The organism is Mastigocoleus sp. MO_188.B34, from assembly GCF_030065675.1.
Lineage (GTDB): Bacteria > Cyanobacteriota > Cyanobacteriia > Cyanobacteriales > Nostocaceae > Mastigocoleus.
In genome coordinates, this window is the sequence record NZ_JASJDK010000095.1 from 13,172 (window position 1) to 33,387 (window position 20,216).

Consider the following 20,216-nt stretch of genomic DNA (forward strand, 5'->3'; position numbering starts at 1 on the left):
ACCAGCCTCTTATTTCAGAATGGTGACGTTTTCCCCTTGCGAGGGAAGATTTTGCCCGGAAATCACTAAATCGATCAATCCGTAATTTTTTGCTTCTTCTGCTGACATAAAGAAATCACGTTCTGTATCAGCTTCGATTTTTTCTAAGGGTTGATTCGTGTGATGAGCAAGTAACTGATTCAACTTAGACTTATGATAAAGAATTTCTTTGGCTTGGATCTCAATATCAACAGCTTGTCCTTGAGCCCCACCAAGTGGTTGGTGAATCATGATTCTCGAATCAGGTAAAGACATACGTTTACCTGTTGTTCCTGCTGCTAACAAAAATGCTCCCATGCTGGCTGCCAAACCAAAACATATCGTAGCAACATCGGGGCGAATTTGCTGAATGGTGTCGTAAATTGCCATTCCTGCAGTTACCGAACCCCCAGGAGAATTAATATACAATTGAATATCTTTTTCGGAGTCATCAGCATCCAAATACAATAGCTGAGCAATAATAGCGTTGGCAATTGTATCGTCTACAGGGGTTCCCAAAAAGATAATCCGATCTCGTAGCAGGCGGGAGTAGATATCGAAAGCACGCTCTCCCATCCCTGATTGTTCTACTACCGTTGGCAATATATTTGTTGAATTTGAACTATTCTGGGAGTTAATTTTCAACTTGCTCAAACTGCTGATTTGATAATTTCCCGACTGCGATTCCAGCATACAAGAAAGTTTGACACTAAGAATTGACAATTTTTAATGATTTGTGCAGCTTATATGTTAATTGTGGCTTTTATTTCCACAAATGCCAACGTCGAACTCTTATGCTGCTAATTCGACAGGCGAAATTTGTATATTTTCTTTTCTACTTGCTAACCATTATGCCTCATTAATATGCTTTCTGTGTAAACAGAGTATCAAGCTAAGGCGGTGATGGATGACCATTTTTATTTAAGATTTCTTAAATACTCCGCCCGCAGATCCTATTTTTTACAATTTAATGAGTCTCAGCAAGGTTACTGTTGATGGGTTATTAACTTGTAACTTTCCTGTTTATAACTATCCTTCCTGGCTTACTGTCGCTTCTGGTTCTTCACTTTCGGAACTCTCAGAGGAGGTTTCACTTTCTGTTTCTTCTGCAGTACTCAAAGATCCTTCGGGTACTAATTCAATGGATGATTTTTCCAAAAGCCAATCAATAATTTTTTCTGTGAGTAGTTCGTTCTCAACAACCGAGCGCGCTCTTTCGGGATCGATGTCGGAATCAGAATATTCTTGGATTAGTTCTTGGATACGACCATTAATTTCTTCTTCTGAAGTTTTAATGGATTCTTGGGAAGCTATTTTCTGAAGTGTCACCGAGCGCTTAATCCGTTCAATTGCTTCCGAACGAGATTGTTCCCGCAATCGAGGGATAACATCTTTAGTAAATAATTTTTTAACATCTAATCCCTGTTGTGAAAGTCGAATTGCAGTTTGTGTCAACATTGCATCAACTTCCTGGTCGATCATCGTTTCAGGTAAGTCAACTTCTGCTTTGGTTAGCAATTCATCAAGTAAAGCTTCTTGTTTGTTATTTTTTGTCTTTTCTTCAGCTTCTTTTTGAAAACGTTCTTCCAAAGAATTGCGTAACTCCGTTAGAGTTTCAAATTCACTCGCTTCTTTGGCAAAATCATCATCTAATTCGGGCAGTTCTTTCTCTTTAATTTCTTTGAGGGTGACAGTAAATAATGCCGGCTTTCCTGCTAACTCTTCATTAGCATATGGTTCTGGAAATTGAGCAGAGATTTCTTTAGTTTCACCCGGATTCATTCCTACAATTCCATCTACAAATCCTGGAATAAATTGATCCTGTTGTAGTTCTACTTGAAAATCAGTACCCTCACCTCCAGGAATGGGTTCGGCTTCTCCTTCTTCACCTTCAGCTTTTACCAGTACACCCTTAAAGTCTACAACTGCAACATCACCAATTTGTGTCGCTCTTCCTTCTACAGGAATTAGTGTCGCCATTTGTTGACGTTCTTGTTCTAAAACTTCATCAACACGCTTAGGGTCATATTTTATTTCTTCAGCTTTGAACTGTAGACCTTGGTAATCACTTAATTTAACCTCTGGCTCCACATCCACAGCAGCATTAAAAGTAAGAGGCTTACCTGGCTCATAAGCGTTTACCAATTCGTCAAAGGAAGAACGCAGTTGTGGCTGTCCAATTGCAGGAATGTCTTCTTGTTCGATTGCTTTGCTTATTCCATCTTGAATCAATTCTTCTAATGCTGTTGCCTTAACCCTAGTTGAACCTAAACTTTGAAGCAAGATCGGGCGCGGAACTTTACCTTTGCGAAACCCTGGAATATTTACGGTACGGGCAAAATTTTTTACAACTTCCTCATAGGTTTTTTTTGTTTGTTCGGGTGTAATTTCTATTTCTAAACCAATCTGGCTAGCGGGAAGTTTCTCCTGGGTGACTTTCATGCTTTATCTCTGTTTCAATATTGTGTGTTTTTCGGTAACTTTGCGGTTGCAACCGACAAAAGTCTTTTATGTGATGCGCTTATAGAAGCGTAAGCGCAGCGAGAGACTATGCCGTCGCCGCAGGCTCTGCTGTTAAACTTAAAACTCTGTGAAAGCTGACAAGTCAGCCTTCGCGAGTTTCCTCACATGACATCTTATTTAAAATTAATTTAATTTTTTTGCCAAGTAGAATTCACTAAAGTGGGCAAAGGCAAAAAATTAATTTTATTCAAAATTAAATGTATTGGTTGAGCATAATCGTTAAAATACCTAATAACGAGGCTGCAACTAGCTCAATAATTCAAGCTCCTTTTCAAATTGTTACCATTACGGGTTTAAGACCGTGATATTCTTGTTCTCATCTAATTAGCACAATTTAAGTTAAATTTAAATTACATCTGAGTAACTGAATAAGCCGGCTAATCCCATCGGCGTTGGCTTCACTAATTTATTCTGCTAAATTGGGATTTACTCCAGAACATATTTAATCCATTTGAATCATAGTACATATATTTGTGCTGGATACAACGTAAAGTATGCCGATTCTGTTATTTATAGATGATATATATAGCAAATGTACGTACAGACAGATTCTTTCTTAAATATTAATGTGTTATATAATATATTATTTAAAATTGTTTATCTGTTTGAATTGAATAATGAATTGTTGTAAACTGCAGCATTACTAAATTAAAACCAACTCAAGAGGAACGAGAGGAAAATTTAGATATATTTTCGATATTTAGATATAAGCCTAACTATTATAAACATCAAAATTATTCAAACTTATTTGATTTATCAAGATCGTAAAACTTAAATATGTATAAATTTTAAGCCAAGGATAATCTTATAATATTAAGGAGGAGACCAGTGTGTCTAAAGACTATCGAGTAGCCATTTTGGGAGCGACTGGTGCTGTAGGCACAGAATTGTTACATTTGCTAGAAAACCGTAATTTTCCAGTTGCCGAGCTAAAGTTATTGGCATCACCTCGTAGTGCTGGCAAGGAAATGACTTTCAAAGGAGAAAAGTTTGCAGTAGAGCCAGTAAAAGATGGTGTTTTTGATGATGTGGATTTAGTTTTAGCAAGTGCAGGTGGTTCCACATCTAAAATATGTGCACCTAAAGCTGTAGAGGCAGGAGCTACAGTTATTGATAATTCCAGCGCTTTTCGGATGGATGAGGATGTACCTTTAGTAGTACCAGAGGTAAATCCACAGGCGTTAGAATTACACAAGGGTATTATTTCTAATCCTAATTGCACGACAATTCTAATGGCTGTCGCTGTATATCCTTTGCATAAAGTTAAACCAGTTAAAAGAATCGTAGTTGCAACTTATCAGTCTGCGAGTGGTGCTGGTGCAAGGGCTATGGAAGAAGTTAAAATCCAGAGCCAGGATATATTAGCAGGTAAAGAACCAGTAACAGAAATTTTTCCTTATCCGTTGGCATTTAATTTATTTCCACATAATTCCCCATTGAATAGCTTTGGCTACTGTGAAGAAGAAATGAAGATGGTCAACGAGACTCGGAAAATATTCGATGATCGCGCTTTGAGGGTAAATGCCACTTGTATCCGAGTTCCTGTATTGCGGGCTCATTCGGAAGCAATTAACCTAGAATTCTACACTCCTATAAAGCCAGACGAGGCAAAAGATATTTTAAAACTAGCTCCCGGCGTCAAAATAGTGGAAGATTGGCAGGCAAACTATTTCCCAATGCCAATTGAGGCTAGCGGTCAAGATGAAGTTTTAATTGGGAGAATTCGTCAAGATATTTCTCATCAATGTGGTTTAGATTTGTGGTTATGTGGCGACCAAATCCGTAAAGGTGCAGCTTTGAATGCGGTACAAATAGCTGAGTTATTAGTGGAAAAGAATCTAACGCAGCCCGTTAGAGCACAATTAGCGACCTAAAATATTTTGGATAGACAAATTATATCTCATTTCATCTAGATATGTTTAGTGTCAAGTCAAATATCATTGACTTAAAAGTCTAATATCGAAAAATTTCTAAGTTTTTTGTTGAAAAATCAAAATTAATCAGGAATACTAATCCTATTTGTAATAGTAATTATTACAGTGAATAAATTATGAAGCAGAAAAAGCAAGAAGGTGTAGACAATCAATTAGGTAATCGGGAGTAAAAATATGGTGGTAGATTTTGGTAAGGTTCTAACCGCCATGGTTACACCTTTGAATCCAGATGGTAGTGTTAATTATGATGTAGCAGCTTCATTGGCAAAGTATTTAGTGGAGAACGGTACTGAAACAGTAGTGGTTTGCGGTACAACAGGTGAATCACCGACTTTAAATTTAGATGAAGAATATCAATTATTTTCCACAGTATTAGAAGCAGTAGCTGGTAAAGCTTTAGTAATGGCAGGCTGTGGTTCCAATTCAACAAAAGAAGCAATTGTTGCAACCCAAAAGGCTGAAAAATTGGGCGTTCATGGAACCTTACAAGTAGTTCCTTATTACAATAAACCCCCACAGGCTGGTCTGTACAAACATTTTCAAACTATATCTCAGGCTTCAGAACTACCAGTATTGTTATACAATATACCTGGTCGTACTGGGTGTACTTTAGAAGTTGAAACTGTTGCTCGTTTAGCGGAAATTTCAAATATTGTAGGTATCAAGGAATCTACAGGAAGGACAGAAAGGGTTAGCGAAATCCGTAGCTTGACACCAGCAGAATTTCAGATTTACTCTGGTGACGATTACATGACTTTGCCCTTATTGGCAGTTGGAGCTAAGGGTATAGTTAGTGTGGCTTCCCATTTGGTAGGCAACGAGCTACAGCAGATGATTCAAGCTTTTAACTTTGGTCAAGTTGGAGTAGCCACTGAAATTCATCTCCGGCTTTTCCCACTTTTTAAAGCTCTATTTGCAACATCAAACCCAATTCTTATTAAAGAAGCTTTACGACTTCAAGGTTGGGATGTTGGCTTTACTCGTTTGCCATTATATGAGACTAACTCAAAAGCATCAGAGACCTTAGCAGAGGTACTTCAAAAGCTTAGTCTAATTTAGTTAGCTATTATTTCAAGATTTTATTTGTACATATTTTTAGACTAAGTTCCTTGATACGCACATAAGTATATTACTATTTTTGCAATTAACATAAGCTTAAGTACGCTCTATATAACAAGCAAAGGATAGATAGTGGTTTTTGAGACATTTAGTTCATTTTTATTGAACAAGTGAACATTTGATTAAACTTGTAATTACTTTCAGGCTGACTTTAAGGTCTGCTAGTTCTTGCTTTTGTCAGCTTTGTATTTTTATCACTTATGACTTACAGAAAATTGTTAACAATTAAAAACAATAAGAAGGAAGAAATGGCAAAGAAAGAAAATAATACCGCTCTAAAGATTATTCCCTTGGGTGGGTTGCATGAAATTGGTAAAAACACCTGTGTGTTTGAATATGAAGATGAAATGATTCTGTTGGATGCAGGCTTAGCATTTCCTACAGATGGAATGCACGGAGTTAATATTGTCTTGCCAGATATGAGCTACGTGCGAGAAAATCGTCATAAAATTAAGGGTATGATTGTGACTCATGGTCATGAAGATCATATCGGCGGGATTGCGTTTCATCTCAAGCAATTTGAAATTCCCGTAATTCATGGACCAAGACTAGCAATGGCCATGCTAGAAGGAAAATTAGAAGAGGCAGGAGTACGAGATCGTACAGAACTTAAAACTGTCCTTCCTCGAGATATTGTACGAATTGGCAAACATTTTTTAGTGGAGTACATTCGTAATACCCACTCAATGGCAGATAGTTTTACAGTAGCTATTCATACACCAATTGGAGTTGTAATCCATACAGGCGATTTTAAATTCGATCATACTCCAGTAGATGGAGAATGCTTTGATTTGCAAAGACTAGCCGAGCATGGAGAAAAGGGTGTTCTATGCTTGATGAGTGATTCAACAAATTCAGAAGTACCAGGGTTTACACCCTCAGAACGTTCAGTATATCCAAACTTAGACAGAGTTTTCTCTCAAGCAGATGGGCGATTATTTGTAACAACTTTTGCTTCTAGCGTTCATCGCATAAATATCATTTTACAACTGGCAAAAAAACATAAGCGTACCGTCAGTATAGTCGGACGCTCAATGCTCAATTTGATTGCCCATGCCCGGAATCTTGGTTATATCAAGTGTGAAGATAATTTGTTTCAGCCTTTGAACTCGATTCGTAATTTACCTGACAAAGATGTTCTGATTTTGACTACAGGTTCCCAAGGCGAACCGATGTCCGCACTGACTCGAATCTCCAATAAGCAACATCCCCACATCAAGATTCGGGAGGGAGATACTGTGGTTTTCTCTGCAAATCCAATACCTGGGAACACTATTGCAGTTGTCAATACAATTGACAGGTTAATGATGCAGGGGGCAAAAGTTATTTATGGACGTCATCAAGGTATTCACGTTTCAGGTCATGGGTGTCAAGAAGACCAGAAACTGATGTTAGCACTAACTCGACCAAAATTCTTTTTGCCAATTCACGGCGAACACCGAATGCTAATCAAACATAGTGAAACAGCACAAAAAATGGGTGTTCCTGCAGAAAATATGGTAATAATCAATAATGGTAATATAGTGGAGTTAACTACTAACTCTATTAAGGTTGCAGGTAAGGTTGAATCAGGAATAGAGTTAGTAGATACTTCTGGTTCGGGTATGGTTAGCGATCGGGTATTGCAAGAACGCCAACGCATGGCAGAAGAAGGTTTAGTTACAATCGCAGCAGCAATAGATTGGAATGGCAAGTTGTTAGCAAAACCAGAGATACACATACGAGGTGTTGTTACCAGCATAGAACGTTCTCTGATACAAAAACGTATCAAACAGCGTATAGAAGAAATTCTCGGCGTGCGCTGGTCAGAATTTTCCCAAACATTTGATGGTGGAAAAGTAGAAGTTGACTGGAGTGGTTTACAAGGATTAATTGAAAGAGATTTGGCACGTTTTCTACGAAGAGAATTGAAATGTCAGCCAAGTGTAACATTATTATTACAAACTCCGGAAGAACCAGTAAAAGTTTCAGATGGTAGAAGACGTCGTACCCGGACTACTGCACAAGTCGCCTCATAGATAGATGAATTAGGTTAGGTAATTAACAATTCAAAACAATTAACGATTCAATACAATCAAGAATTTTAGACAATTAGAAATTAATTTTCTGGGTGGAGTTTTAGAACTTTCCACCCTATTTTTTATTATTGGCTTGGTTGTTTTGAGGAAATATAGATACATCAGTAGTTGCTCTAGATTCACGCCTTGCTAGAGAAATGCTGGAACTTACAAGCCGTCTCAACGCCTGCTTACACTTATCATTTGCAACGAATACAAAGGAAAGAGCACAAAATAAGTTATAAGTTTTTGTAATAACGGTTATAATATTGACAAATGCTGTGAGAAAGAGTATAAAATTATTTCCCACAGATGTAAAAAAACACCTATCAAAAGGAGGATGTCTTTACTAAAATTTCAATTGATTCAAGTTACCAACAAGATATTATTGCTACACTTCCTATTTATGGGAAATTAGGTTTAACTTGACGTAGCAATAGAGTCAGAGGCTGAGACAAATCAGTACCTATATACAGATTTACATCCATGTAATGGAAACTATTTTCCCAATAATTCTTCTGGAAACATGGACAATCTTTATTGAGTAATTAGATACCCTCAAACTAATAGAGGAGTTAAAAATGAAGGTATTTGATAATACCACAAAAAAGCTATTTTTGGCAAGCTGGGTATCAGTTAATCCAGCGGAAGGTTCTGAATTAAATGTCACAGCTATACAACGCGATATTCCTAAGTACCGTTGTGATATTTTTAGGTTTTTACGGCAATGGCTAAATAACATTCAAATTTGCGATCGCAAATTTGCTCGCCGTATATGTAAGTTGATTCCGGCACAATGTCCTTTTGAACGGAAGATTAAGTTGTTTGGCAAAACTTTGTTTTATATCCCACCGCTATGTAAACTAAATCCCCTATATGAGGAATTAGTAAGTTTACGTTTTCGAGCATTATGTTATCTCGCTGATGAATGTGGTGAAGATATTACTCAATATTGCTAGGTTATAGGAGTAGAAAACAAAGTAGAAACTTAGTAGTTTGCATGGGTTTCTCCTCCGCTTATGCGACGTGAAAACCTGTATTTCTGGAGTATTTTATGTGATGCTTCGGTACATTTTTGAGCGGAAGAAGGTTCAATTTGGGAACCAAACCCATGCAAATATCCAATAAATTGCTGATGATACACCCTTATGCTTTATAAGCAGTTGTGAGTTTGTTGTTGGGTAATTATGCTATTTCAATTTGTCAATTAGTTATTGTTTTGACTGCCATTTTTTGATTGCTGCTTGGGCTTGGTTGTGAGTATTTGTTTCTTCTGGTGGAACTAAATTAGCAGCTGCAATTGCATCTTTAAAATTTCCTTTTGCGGCGCGAGCATAGGCAATTTTGAGGATATCTTGACTCCACTGATTAATTGATTTTTGTGCTTGTTTGAACCCGGGTTCTGACGCAGGAATTTTTTTGGCAACTTCAATAGCGCGGTTATAAGTAGATGCTTGTTTGGTCTTGATTAAAGCATTTGCCGCATCTAATAAAGTTTGATTACTAATATACTGTTTCGCTTCTTCTCGCCACCTTTCAATCGCTATTTGGGCTTGGGAATAATTTGGGAAGTTTTCACTAATGAATTGTGTAGCGGCAATAGCTTTGGCGTAATCTTGTTTTTGGGCGCTATTTTCGGCTATCTCCAAAATCATCTGACTCCAAATCTGGATATTATCTTGAGCCTCCTTATAATCCATGCTCTCTGGTTTTATTTGCTGCACCTTAGCAATCGCTTTGCTCAAATCACTAGCTTTTGTGGGGTCTAAGGGTATTTTCTCTAGGTCTAAAAGTGCTTTTTTGCGCTTTTTGGGATCAGTATTAAGATCGACCGGAGTCGTAGATGCAGAAATAATCGGAGATAGGGAACTATTTGGTAATGTTTGGACAAAATTCGAATCCTCTGTTTTGGGATTATTAACTAACGAGCCGTCATTGCGATTCCAGGTTTTTTGATAGTGTAAAAATATTAAACCGATGGAAAAGCCCAAAATTACAGCAATACAACTTCCCATTAGTAGATTTGTCCACAGTGATATTCCTGTAGCTTTCCCTTCTTGGGTATTTCCCTGATCGCGGCGAACAATTGCACTCGAAGACCTGTCTGATGTAGCGGGGTAAGAAGGAGAAAGAGAAAAAGAACTTAATTCTTCTCTAATATCTTCATCGATTTGCAATAAGTTATTATGATTCAAACTGTTGAAAGATTGGGAAATTTGCCCAGAACTACCATTAATGTTTGATAATATTGGCTGAATTTGACCTCTTATTTTCTGGTTTTCTGCAGTTAAACTGCCCACATTCTGGCTCTGTGGAGTTTGCAACTGACTTGTGATTGACATCCTGGCTAAAGGTAATACTCCCAAAATTGACCTTTCGCTAAAAGTAATAAAACTTGCAGGATTTTGCACTGGGCGAAAATGATCTTCACATAATTCAGGGATGCGAACTTTGAGGTAATTTTCTAAATTGCCTAAAGTGTCCGTATGACCAGAACGTAAACCTTCTAATAGAACTGCACTAAAAAATCCATAACCAATCTCGCTACTTTCATGGGAAAATTGCTCTGGTTGACAGGAAATAATAATAGGTAATTCTATTTCTTGAGCAACACAGAGAGCTTCTTGAGTAACTAAAGAATGCCCTTGACAACCAAAAGCTCGGTTTATATCGAGTAAAATTAACACTTCAAGCTGAGTAGCTCGCAAAAAAAGCATTAATTCTCTTAAAGCAATCCCAGTTTCTTCAACTTGCAGGGGATCTCCCTCTTTTGGCATCAAATAATCGCGTCCATTGTAATTGATGCCATAACCGCTAAAGAAAAACCACAAACGATCCTGTGGTTGCCAGAATTTAGCAGCAAATTCCTCTAATAACAGCAGAATATTTTCTTTACTTGGTTCGGTAGAGTACTCGCCAATTGGTGGAGAGGTATCAGTTATGAGCAAACACTGTTGCGCAAAAAATTCCCCTTGTTCGACCAAAGCTTGCTTAAGCCCTTCAGCATCGGCTTGAGCACAACGCAGGGGTTGAAAAAACTGATATTGATTGATGCCAATAGCGATCGCCCAATTGTTTGCCATCGCGTTTTTTGTCAGTGATTATTTGCAAAAGTAATGTATCGTAGTTGGCTTTGTCACAAAAACAAGGCTAACCTATGTCTTATAGTCTAGGCGATTGTAATCTCATCGACCAATTCTATGTATTTTTTATAACCTTTTTTTGTGGAAAATACTTTTAAGAAATTTTATCGTCTATTAATTATGAGGAGCTAAATGTTTATGAGTAGGGACATATCTTTCCAAAGTAGGACATGTTTGATGTCATGGTTAAGTAACAAAATTGGAATTGCTCGTATTTTGCTGGGTTTAGTTGCTGGTATACCATTGTGGTTTACTATAGAAATGCTTACTCCCTCTTTGACAAAAGCATACACAGCAAGAGTTGATTTAGGGATAAACACATTAGTAGGAGAAAATTACAATACTATTTTGCGTAGAGCAGAAGCAGTGGCCAGAGCAGCAGTTCAACGCAATTTTGACAGAGATATATTAGTTACAGATGTGTCAGTAATTATATCCGTCCAGCACCAAGGCGCAATTGCACCGATTTTAGAGTTAGATGTAAGTCGCCCACGATGGCGAAATAACCCTGACCCACAGCGTTGGGCAAAATATTTTAAAGCTGCAAAAGCACTTTTGTATTTTCAAGGCAATCTCAGCAGTGTTGACAATTCTAAATTTGTAGAGAATGAACCACAAACAATAGAGGATGGAAAGCAGAAAACAGGAATCATTGATAACTGAATAAGTCGCTTCAAACTCAATGCCTTAGAATAAGAAGGTTGTCAAAAAATTGCGGTATTAACAGAGATGGCAGTTCCAAAGAAGAAAACATCCAAAACCAAACGAGATCAACGTCGAGCCAACTGGAGGCGTAAGGCTTCATTTGAAGCAGAAAAAGCTCTTTCTCTAGGCAAGTCAATTCTGACAGGACGTTCTACCTTTGTTTATCCTACCCCCGAAGATGAGGAAGAGGAAGAATAATTTTTCTTCCCAGATAGTGGAAAAGCACGAGTTAAGTACCCCGCCCTTTGGAAGGACGGGGATTATAGAAGTCCGATCTTACAATTAATAGGAATTTCCTTTTTTCGTTGCTTTATCCACTAACAAATTATTTTTGTGCAAGAAATAATGTAGGACAAATAGTCTTGGTATATTTCCCTAATGCTCTATAACTTTGCTTAAACCAAATTGATCGTATCAAATAAGGCTTTTATGTTAACGCTACGTAGCGTTAATTTGATTTTATTGCTAGTCTGAAGCGTTTCTGCTTAGGAGGCTCGAAAAAATAACTTTCCAATAATTTTTCTTGCTCTGGGCTATTACTTAGCCTTCACTATTAAAAACTTAGGAAATTATTTATGCGAGTGTTCTTATCTTCATCTATCCTTCTAATCTTGGAGGCAATATTAGAATTTTGCAGTCATGATTTAAAGTCGAACTGCTTAGATATTGAGAAAAACTTAATTAACTTAAATTTATTTAAATTTTGAAACAGTCTTCACAGGATTTATGTAGTATTTAAAATGTCAATGCGAATAATTACCTACTTCTAAAGACTGATTATTGGGCGATTATTAAAAAGTAAAGTATTCTTATAAAGCTTTTGGCTAGAACTGTCTTTTGGCTAGAACTATGCAAGGAAAATTTTTTCAAAAACCTTCACCGTCACAAAGCAAGAGTGTTCCTCCTGGTCAACATTTAGCCAAGGGTTTCCCAGTACTTACCTATGGTGCTACACCTCAGGTATCTAAAGATGAATGGGAATTTAGAGTATGGGGTTTGGTTAAGCCAATGACTTTTTCTTGGTCAGATTTTATGGCGCTTCCCCAACACGAATTTACTGCTGATTTTCACTGTGTAACCCGTTGGTCAAAACTTGATGTGAAGTGGACGGGGGTAAAAATCACAGATTTTATGAAATTAGTTGAAGTCGACCAGAAAGCAGTTCATGTTATGCAGCATTGCTATGGTGGCTATACAACTAATATTTCAATGGCAGATTTTATTTTAGAAGAAAATTTCTTTGCAATAAAGTTATTTGGAGAGGATTTACCTGTAGAACATGGAGGTCCGATGCGAGTTATCATACCTCACCTTTACGCTTGGAAAAGTGCAAAGTGGATTAATGGTTTAGAATTTTTAGAAAGTGAAGAACTAGGTTTTTGGGAACGTAATGGCTATCATAAGCGAGGCGAACCATGGAGGGAAGAACGTTATAGTGGTTTTAGCTTAGCTAGCTAGGATTCAGAATTGATAACACTTTAAAATTAATTGCTAACAAATATTATTGTGCAGTCCAAGCCCACAGTATATTTATACTATTTAGGGCTTGCTAAATAAAATTGAAAAGTATGACAGATAAGGGTTAAAAATTTTTGCCAAACAAGTGCAAGGAAATAACATTTATAGTCTCAAAAACCTTGCACCTTAGTCTGCAATATGGCTGGGTAAATTAGTAACTAAGGGATGAAACTACTATGAAAGCAAGTTGTGTGGTTTTCAGATTAGCAAAGCTCTACTTTTTTAGCTAACGCTACACTATGCGAACAGCAAGTCTTATTTAATTTTGTTGTAAAGGGATTTCAATCAAAAATTCTGAACCTTTTCCGGGCAAAGAATTGCATTGTAAGCAACCACCATGTTTCTCCGCAATAATTTGATGGCTAATTGACATTCCTAAGCCAGTTCCCTTACCAACTGGTTTGGTCGTAAAAAATGGCTCAAATATTCGTTTTTTTACTTCCTCGGAAATACCCGGACCGTTATCACTGATACGAATCACAACTTTGTCTGAACCATTTGTCTTTGTACAAATACAGATACGACTGGGATTTTCTTTTATGGCTTTGAAACTACGTTTTTGATCGCGTTCTTCTAACGCATCAAGAGCATTAGAAAGAATATTCATAAATACTTGATTTAGCTGACCAGGATAACATTCAACTAGTGGTAGATCGCTGTAATGTTTCTCAACAAGAATACCCACATGTTCGGGTTTTGCCTTGAATCTGTGTTGCAAAATCATGAGGGTACTGTCAATACCCTCATGAATATCAACTTCTTTCTGTTCGATGTCATCTGAACGAGAAAAGTTACGCAATGACAGGATAATCTCACGAATACGCTGAGCACCCATTTTCATCGATGAGATAAGTTTGGGTAAATCTTGGCGCATAAATTCTAAATCAATTGCTTCTGCTTCTTCCTCTACTTCTTGCACTGGATTGGGATAGTGTTTTTCATAGATTTGTAATAACCCCAATAAATCTTGAATGTATCCATCAGCATGATTGAGGTTACCATAAATAAAATTCACTGGGTTATTGATTTCGTGAGCGACACCTGCAACCAACTGACCCAAACTAGACATCTTATCGTTCTGAATTAGTTGATTTTGAGTCGCGTTGAGTTTTTGTAGGGTTTGTTCTAATTCCCAAGCTTTTTGTTGTAATTCAGTTTCTACTTGTTTGCGATCTTGAATATCAATACAAACAGCAACCCATTCCCTAATGTGACCGTTGTCTGTAAATATAGGAACTGTTCTTACAAGAAAGTGACGATATTCTCCCTGTTTAGTCCGAAATCCCATTTCTTCTTGATACAATTTTTGGGAATTTAGTGCTTTTTGCCAGGCTTGGGAAATGCAATCGCGATCTTCTGGATATAGTAAATTTTTCCATTCATCTCCCTTAATTTCCAACAAGGTGATTTGAGAATCCTTTCTTCTTGTTAAAACGTCTTGAATTTGACCTTGACGATCTGCAGTCCAAACCAATTGAGCAGAAGCTAAAATTAGAGAATGATATCGCTGTTCGTTACACCCAAGTCTGGGAAGGACTTTTTCTAATATTCTTTGAGCTTGTTTTATTCTTTGGGCTTGCTGTAATTTAAAATCTACCTGTTGTGATTCAATACTTTTGATTGAAGCTTCTAGATTCGCTTGGCTAAATAAGCTGCTTGAGTATGAAGTTTGTAATTTTATTGCTTGTAAGTTTGTTGGTTGCAAACCTATTGGTTGCGAACTTATTTTTTCTGAACTTATACAAGTCGATACATTTGCTAAATGTTTCTTAGGGATATTAGCTTCGGTTATATCTTTATTCTGGTGAATTAATATATTTTGTAAATGTTTTTGTACTTGACAATGTTCAGTTATATCTCTGTAAAAACCCAGGATTGCAAATATTTGACCTTGGGAGTTGCGTAAAGGTTGTTTTCTAGTTTGAAAAATACGCTTTGAACCATCTTTGAGGGTTATTATGTCTTGCTCTTTAGTAATAATTTCTCCCCTCAATACCGCTAAATCTTCCATGGGAGAGCCAGGAATATTTTCCAAGGAATCATCAGATACGAATTCACTGGAAAATCCTAATTCCAAGTCATCTTTACCAATAATAGACGTTACTGTTTGACCAACTGCTCGTGCGTAACTTTCGTTGGCTAATATATAGCTCAAATTTTCATCTTTGATAAAAATCCAATCAGGCGTTGTTCCGATGGCTACCTTTAGCAAACTTACTTGAATTTCAAGCTGCCCTAAGGTTTGCTCTGAGACCGTCGTGAGTGGTGTGAGATGATGCATATCAAAGTGTCCATGCTTGCCAAGAATCTGTTGCGTAAATGACCCGCGCACGAGCAAGTTAAGTCAGTTGTCAAGGTCATTCTCTAACTAGAGTTCCCAAAATATTCCTGGTATTCACATCCAGAAAGGAAGAATACAAACATATAATTTGAGTTGTATTTTGGATACATTCTGCAAAATTATATAATTTGTAAACACTCAATTTTTGAGTATTGTTTTTAACAGAGACAACTTACCTTTGTAGGGAGGATACAACAATTTGGAAGCCAGAAAAAATGGCTTATGCAACACACTTTTATAATGGGAAAATGTATCAAAACTTGCTTTACCGTGATAATTGCCTATCCCGCTATTACCAATACCACCAAAAGGTAAAGTGGGAACACAATATTGCAATAAGGTATCGTTAAAACAAACTCCACCGGAGGAAGTTTCTTGTATTATTCGTTTCTGCAAGTGTCTATTTTGCGAAAATAAATACAATGCTAAGGGCTTCGGTTGAGAATTAATTTTAGCGATCGCTTCAGTAATATTTTCATATGTTAGTACGGGTACAATTGGACCGAATATTTCTGAAAGCATTAGTTCATTTTGCCAAGAGACTCTATCTACAATAGTTGGTGCAATATAGAGTTCCTCCCGATTAGTTTCACCCCCAATGGCAATTTCACCATATGAAAGCAGTTCTACTAAACGATCAAATTGTCTTAGATTGATTATTCTGCCATAATCTGGGCTGTTAGCAGGATTTTCGCCATAAAATTCTTGGATAGATTTTTTGATATTTTCTAATAACTGAAACTTAATATCTCTATGAACTAAAAGATAATCTGGTGCTATACAAGCTTGCCCAGCATTAGAAAATTTTCCCCATGTTATCCGCCTAGCTGTTTTTTGAATGTCAGTATGAATATCAACAATACAAGGACTTTTCCCGCCCAATTCTAAAGTAACTGGTATCAGGTTTTGTGCTGCTGCTGCCATTACAATTTTGCCGACGTTTGCACTTCCTGTAAAAAAAATATGGTCGAACTTTTGTGCTAACAGTTGCTGACTAATTGTTACATCACCTTCTATAACAGAAATATAATCTTCGTTAAATATTTTACCAACAATTTCCGCTATAAGACAACTAGTCTGGGAAGCACATTCGGATGGTTTAATGATGGCACAGTTACCTGCAGCAATTGCTCCAATTAAAGGTAAAATATTAAGTTGAAATGGATAATTCCAAGCACCAATAATTAATATTACTCCCAGAGGCTCAGGATAAATACTGGCGGTAGCTGGTAATAGTTGCCAAGGAACATTGGTCTTTTTGGGTTTAATCCAAGTCTTGAGATGTTTGATAGCATGCTCAATTTCTTGGTTTACTAAAACTATTTCTGAAGTAAAAGCTTCAACTTCTGGTCTACCTAAATCAGCTTTTAGTGCCTGGATAATTGCTTTTTCATGCAGGTTGAATCCGACTTTAAGCTCTCTGAGTTTTTCTAGGCGAAATTGAATATTTTTAGTTTGACCAGTGAGAAAAAAGTTGCGTTTTTTCTGAACAACTTCAGCGATTGGCGCTTGTAAATTCATTTTCAATTTTTCCTAGTATCTAATTCTCCTTTATATCTAGTTTTCCTCAATTATCACTATTGGAATAAATTCTTAATACAACTCCGAATATTGTTCTGTTTAGGAGTTTAAATAATTGAATTTTCTGTCACAAATATCTTGGTACAGAAATAATTTATTTCCTAAATCACAATCAATAAGTAATTAAATACAACAGGTAATTTATTGTTTCACAGGGATTTTTACACTGAAAATGCTACCTTTATCAACTTCCGAAACAATAGTAATTTCACCTTGATGTGCTTCAGCAATGCGACGAGAAAGATATAATCCCAAGCCACTACCAGAATACTTGTGACTTCCAGGACGAAATCTTTCAAATAAAGTAGCTTTTTCTTCGGGCGAAATACCTTTCCCTGTATCTTCTACCTGTACTGTAATATTTTCCAAGTCACCCTTGGATTGCAAACGAATGGAAATAAACCCTATATCGGTAAATTTAATTGCATTACCAACTAAATTGGTGAATAAACGATGCAATTCTAGGCGATCGCCCATAACCCTAACAGACTCCTTACCCAGTTCTAAATTGATTTTGAGCTTTTTGTCCTCTGCCAAAGGTGTTAATTCTTTCCCAACTTCATTGAGTAACTGATGCAAGTCTACTGGTTGAAAGGTTAAGGTTTTACGACCAGCTTCAAAACGATAAACTTCTAACAAAGTGTTGACCATTGCTAGTAAGTTACTATTGCTACGAGCCATTGTGGATAGAACTTCCTTCATCTCTGGTGAAAGTTCCCCTAAAGCACCTTGCAAGCAAAGTCCCATCATCCGTTCTGCAGCTACTAAAGGGGTGCGTAAATCGTGGGTAAGTCGAGAAACAAAATCTTCTCTTTGACGTGCGATTTCATCACGTTCATCAATACTATGCTTGAGTCGAAGAAGCGATCGCACTCTTGCAAGTAATTCATCAACTGTTACGGGTTTGCGGATGAAATCATCTGCTCCTAAATCTAATCCCTGTGCAACATTGGGCGAATCATGGGCTGTAATGAGCAAAATTGGCATAAATTTTAGCTCACTATTTTTTCTAATATTTTTTGTCACTTCATAGCCATCCATCCCTGGCATCATTAAATCAAGTAACACCAAATCAAAAGGGGAATTTTCGATTTGAGCCAGGGCTGAAGGACCATTCTCCGCTGTTGAAACTATATAATGTTCTTCTTCCAAAATAGTTTTAATTAGAAAAACGTTGTCTGGAGAATCATCAACTACAAGAATTTGGTCAGGGCGAGAAGATTGCGGATTCATAGAGCAAATAATGGCTAACTTAGAAAGATATGTTTAGTGTTTGTGGCGCGGCTTGAGCGCATTCAAAAGTAGTTTTATTGGTTTAATTAAGAAGATTATTTCTTTTTCTTACCTCTGACTAAAGAAAGATTTTTCTATAGGGAATAGAGAAAATCCTGATAGTTATTTTTTAAGAAGTATTTTAAAGTTAAGTAAATATTTTGAACGACCTAGATTTTAAAATCAAATTATCTTGAAATAAATTTCTACATTGTTAGTCAGAAGGAAAATAGAATTAAATTTGCAATGATTACGTTAACTATAATTAGATGATAATAAAAATTGATTCTTATGGACCTTCCTGTAGAAAGTTATCATGCTATCTCTGTGAAACAGGCGATCGAGGTCACAAGATAGTCAGAAATATGTCATAACAAATATATTTATAATCTTGAAACTGGCTTTCTGCTCTAATTTTTGATCGAACTGATAAATATATTAGAAATGTAAAAAAAATGATTATTCTGTGGTTGGTTCTAATATTTTGAAGTTAATCTTTTGGTTTTCTTTTGCTTCGCTTTTATCTTCTTAACTCTTATGATGCTCATTGCTTGATAGAAAATTTCAGTTTTTAGATATTTGAAGAAGTTTACCTGTTTTGATGTTTGAAATTGTGATTTTGGAAAGTAGACTGCAACGGCTTAAAATTTTAAGAATTAAAACATGTTGCATTTTTACTTTATTGCTGGGAATTGGTAAGTACAAATCAGATCTAGCGTAAGTTCACACTGCACCCTAAGGATAAATGGTACTTATTTAAGGTTCTTGTAGATTAATTGTTAGCTATCGAAGAATAGCTATCTGACAAGCTTTTCAGCATCAAATAACAGGAAGTTGCTCCAGGGTCTTGATGTCCAATACTGCGATCGCCAAGGTAGCTAGCACGTCCTTTTTTCGCAAGCATTGGTATAGTATCTTTCATTGCTTTTTCTGCAATTGCAACCATCTGTTGCATTGCTTCAGACATATTTTTACCACTACCTACTGCTTCCTCGAATGCGACGGTAGCGGGAGATAGAACATCTATCATCGTTTTATCGCCGGGTTTTGCTTTTCCCCGTTGCAATACTCCTTGTAAACCTGCTTGCAACAATTTTTGCATATCAATTTCTGTCAGTTCTTCTTTCCCCAAAACAGTACTACTTGCGCGAAGAAATAGGCTTCCGTACAGAGGTCCACTTGCACCACCAATACTGGAAATTAAAGTCACGCTGACAGTTTTCAAAATACTCCCAATATCTTTGTCAGCGATATTTGGTAACTGAGTAATTACTTTTTGAAAACCCCGATCCATGTTAATACCGTGGTCAGCATCACCGATGGCTGCATCTAATTGGGTTAAATAATCTTTATTTTCATGTATCTCAGATGCAAAAGCCTGCAACCATTGCACTATTTGCTTTTTAGTAACCATATTTGATTCTACTTTTTCTCATCTTATACCTGAACTCGACCGATATCTTTGAACTTAAGCAGCGAAACTAAAAATTAAGGATTTTAGCTACAGGTAATAGGGGACGGGAAACAGGAAATTACAAGGATTTTATATGTTTTGGTGCACAAGTCCAGATCTAATTTTTTCAACTGATTTTAGTTTGGGTAAATGTAATGATTGTTGTATATGACTAGTTAATCAATTAGATATTTGTGACTTCTATTTACACATTGATGTTTAAAGTTTTATCTTACTTACCTTGCTTGTTGGTAATAGGTAGTATACCTAGCTGCAAGGAACATACCAGCAAACAAAGTTTGGATCTTGGTATAGCACAAGCGAATCAACGATTTGAAGAAAAGAAGGAAAATATTATCTATCCCAAAAGTTCTGCAGTAATAGATGTAACTGGTGCAGAGTATGGAGCGGTTCCTAATGATGGTAAAGATGATACGCGAGCGATTCAAAAAGCATTGAGTCAATTTCCAAATCGGGGAAAAATTATTTATTTACCCAATGGAGTTTACAATATTTCTGATACATTGCATTGGCCCCGGGGAAGGCGTTTTG

The 20,216-nt window shown here is 36.7% G+C and carries 15 protein-coding genes; 8 read left to right on the forward strand and 7 right to left on the reverse strand.

Annotation, left to right across the window (positions count from 1 at the left end; all coding sequences use genetic code 11):
* Positions 1–9 precede the first annotated feature (9 nt).
* Both clpP and tig read right to left on the reverse strand, forming a co-directional pair.
* Positions 10–711, reverse strand: a complete 702-nt coding sequence (clpP, locus tag QNJ50_RS20120; RefSeq protein ID WP_300638545.1) for an ATP-dependent Clp endopeptidase proteolytic subunit ClpP — start codon at positions 709–711, stop codon at positions 10–12.
* 336 nt (positions 712–1,047) lie between these two features.
* Positions 1,048–2,460, reverse strand: coding sequence for a trigger factor (tig, locus tag QNJ50_RS20125; RefSeq protein ID WP_300638547.1), 1,413 nt, complete (start codon positions 2,458–2,460; stop codon positions 1,048–1,050).
* A gap of 911 nt (positions 2,461–3,371) precedes the next feature.
* On the opposite strand from tig, the gene QNJ50_RS20130 reads away from it, so the two are divergent.
* From QNJ50_RS20130 to QNJ50_RS20145, 4 genes are all read left to right on the forward strand, one after another.
* Positions 3,372–4,415: an aspartate-semialdehyde dehydrogenase gene (locus QNJ50_RS20130; RefSeq protein WP_300638549.1), complete on the forward strand. Its 1,044-nt coding sequence runs from the start codon at positions 3,372–3,374 to the stop codon at positions 4,413–4,415.
* Between the two features lie 237 nt (positions 4,416–4,652).
* Positions 4,653–5,534, forward strand: a complete 882-nt coding sequence (dapA, locus tag QNJ50_RS20135) for a 4-hydroxy-tetrahydrodipicolinate synthase (RefSeq protein WP_300638572.1) — start codon at positions 4,653–4,655, stop codon at positions 5,532–5,534.
* A 308-nt stretch (positions 5,535–5,842) separates the two neighbouring features.
* Entirely contained in the window at positions 5,843–7,612 is a 1,770-nt protein-coding gene (locus QNJ50_RS20140; RefSeq protein WP_300638574.1) for a ribonuclease J, read from the forward strand.
* A gap of 620 nt (positions 7,613–8,232) precedes the next feature.
* Positions 8,233–8,610, forward strand: coding sequence for a Mo-dependent nitrogenase C-terminal domain-containing protein (locus QNJ50_RS20145; protein ID WP_300638551.1), 378 nt, complete (start codon positions 8,233–8,235; stop codon positions 8,608–8,610).
* A gap of 252 nt (positions 8,611–8,862) precedes the next feature.
* Here QNJ50_RS20145 and QNJ50_RS20150 read toward each other — a convergent pair whose 3' ends face one another.
* The gene (locus QNJ50_RS20150) at positions 8,863–10,734 is read right to left on the reverse strand and encodes a caspase family protein (RefSeq protein ID WP_300638553.1); all 1,872 of its coding nucleotides are present in this window, start codon (positions 10,732–10,734) and stop codon (positions 8,863–8,865) included.
* Between the two features lie 237 nt (positions 10,735–10,971).
* Here QNJ50_RS20150 and QNJ50_RS20155 point away from each other — a divergent pair, with 237 nt between their 5' ends.
* The 3 genes from QNJ50_RS20155 (at position 10,972) to QNJ50_RS20165 (ending at position 12,957) form a co-directional block, all read left to right on the forward strand.
* Positions 10,972–11,457: a hypothetical protein gene (locus QNJ50_RS20155; protein WP_300638555.1), complete on the forward strand. Its 486-nt coding sequence runs from the start codon at positions 10,972–10,974 to the stop codon at positions 11,455–11,457.
* A gap of 66 nt (positions 11,458–11,523) precedes the next feature.
* On the forward strand, positions 11,524–11,697 hold the full coding sequence (gene rpmF, locus QNJ50_RS20160) for a 50S ribosomal protein L32 (protein WP_058184905.1): 174 nt from the start codon (positions 11,524–11,526) through the stop codon (positions 11,695–11,697).
* 651 nt (positions 11,698–12,348) lie between these two features.
* Positions 12,349–12,957 carry a sulfite oxidase-like oxidoreductase gene (locus tag QNJ50_RS20165; protein WP_300638560.1) on the forward strand — a complete coding sequence of 203 codons (609 nt, stop codon included), beginning with the start codon at positions 12,349–12,351 and terminating at the stop codon, positions 12,955–12,957.
* 319 nt (positions 12,958–13,276) lie between these two features.
* On the opposite strand, the gene QNJ50_RS20170 is transcribed toward QNJ50_RS20165, so the two are convergent.
* The 4 genes from QNJ50_RS20170 to dhaL form a co-directional block, all read right to left on the reverse strand.
* Entirely contained in the window at positions 13,277–15,298 is a 2,022-nt protein-coding gene (locus QNJ50_RS20170; protein ID WP_300638562.1) for an ATP-binding protein, read from the reverse strand.
* 198 nt (positions 15,299–15,496) lie between these two features.
* Complete coding sequence (locus QNJ50_RS20175) at positions 15,497–16,879, reverse strand: aldehyde dehydrogenase (RefSeq protein WP_300638564.1); 1,383 nt, start codon at positions 16,877–16,879, stop codon at positions 15,497–15,499.
* A gap of 201 nt (positions 16,880–17,080) precedes the next feature.
* Positions 17,081–18,172, reverse strand: coding sequence for a hybrid sensor histidine kinase/response regulator (locus QNJ50_RS20180; protein WP_300638566.1), 1,092 nt, complete (start codon positions 18,170–18,172; stop codon positions 17,081–17,083).
* A gap of 811 nt (positions 18,173–18,983) precedes the next feature.
* Positions 18,984–19,625 carry a dihydroxyacetone kinase subunit DhaL gene (gene dhaL, locus QNJ50_RS20185; protein WP_300638568.1) on the reverse strand — a complete coding sequence of 214 codons (642 nt, stop codon included), beginning with the start codon at positions 19,623–19,625 and terminating at the stop codon, positions 18,984–18,986.
* A gap of 233 nt (positions 19,626–19,858) precedes the next feature.
* On the opposite strand from dhaL, the gene QNJ50_RS20190 reads away from it, so the two are divergent.
* On the forward strand, positions 19,859–20,216 hold a 358-nt coding region (locus QNJ50_RS20190; protein ID WP_300638570.1), incomplete at its 3' end, for a glycosyl hydrolase family 28-related protein.

Bases quoted from the DNA above. Each gene is read 5' to 3' on its own strand.
- QNJ50_RS20155 (WP_300638555.1), top strand. From the start codon at position 10,972: ATGTCATGGTTAAGTAACAAAATTGGAATTGCTCGTATTTTGCTGGGT.
- QNJ50_RS20150 (WP_300638553.1), bottom strand. From the start codon at position 10,734: ATGGCAAACAATTGGGCGATCGCTATTGGCATCAATCAATATCAGTTT.
- dhaL (WP_300638568.1), bottom strand. From the start codon at position 19,625: ATGGTTACTAAAAAGCAAATAGTGCAATGGTTGCAGGCTTTTGCATCT.
- tig (WP_300638547.1), bottom strand. From the start codon at position 2,460: ATGAAAGTCACCCAGGAGAAACTTCCCGCTAGCCAGATTGGTTTAGAA.
- QNJ50_RS20165 (WP_300638560.1), top strand. From the start codon at position 12,349: ATGCAAGGAAAATTTTTTCAAAAACCTTCACCGTCACAAAGCAAGAGT.
- clpP (WP_300638545.1), bottom strand. From the start codon at position 711: ATGCTGGAATCGCAGTCGGGAAATTATCAAATCAGCAGTTTGAGCAAG.
- QNJ50_RS20145 (WP_300638551.1), top strand. From the start codon at position 8,233: ATGAAGGTATTTGATAATACCACAAAAAAGCTATTTTTGGCAAGCTGG.
- QNJ50_RS20170 (WP_300638562.1), bottom strand. From the start codon at position 15,298: ATGCATCATCTCACACCACTCACGACGGTCTCAGAGCAAACCTTAGGG.
- QNJ50_RS20140 (WP_300638574.1), top strand. From the start codon at position 5,843: ATGGCAAAGAAAGAAAATAATACCGCTCTAAAGATTATTCCCTTGGGT.
- QNJ50_RS20175 (WP_300638564.1), bottom strand. From the start codon at position 16,879: ATGAATTTACAAGCGCCAATCGCTGAAGTTGTTCAGAAAAAACGCAAC.
- QNJ50_RS20180 (WP_300638566.1), bottom strand. From the start codon at position 18,172: ATGAATCCGCAATCTTCTCGCCCTGACCAAATTCTTGTAGTTGATGAT.
- rpmF (WP_058184905.1), top strand. From the start codon at position 11,524: ATGGCAGTTCCAAAGAAGAAAACATCCAAAACCAAACGAGATCAACGT.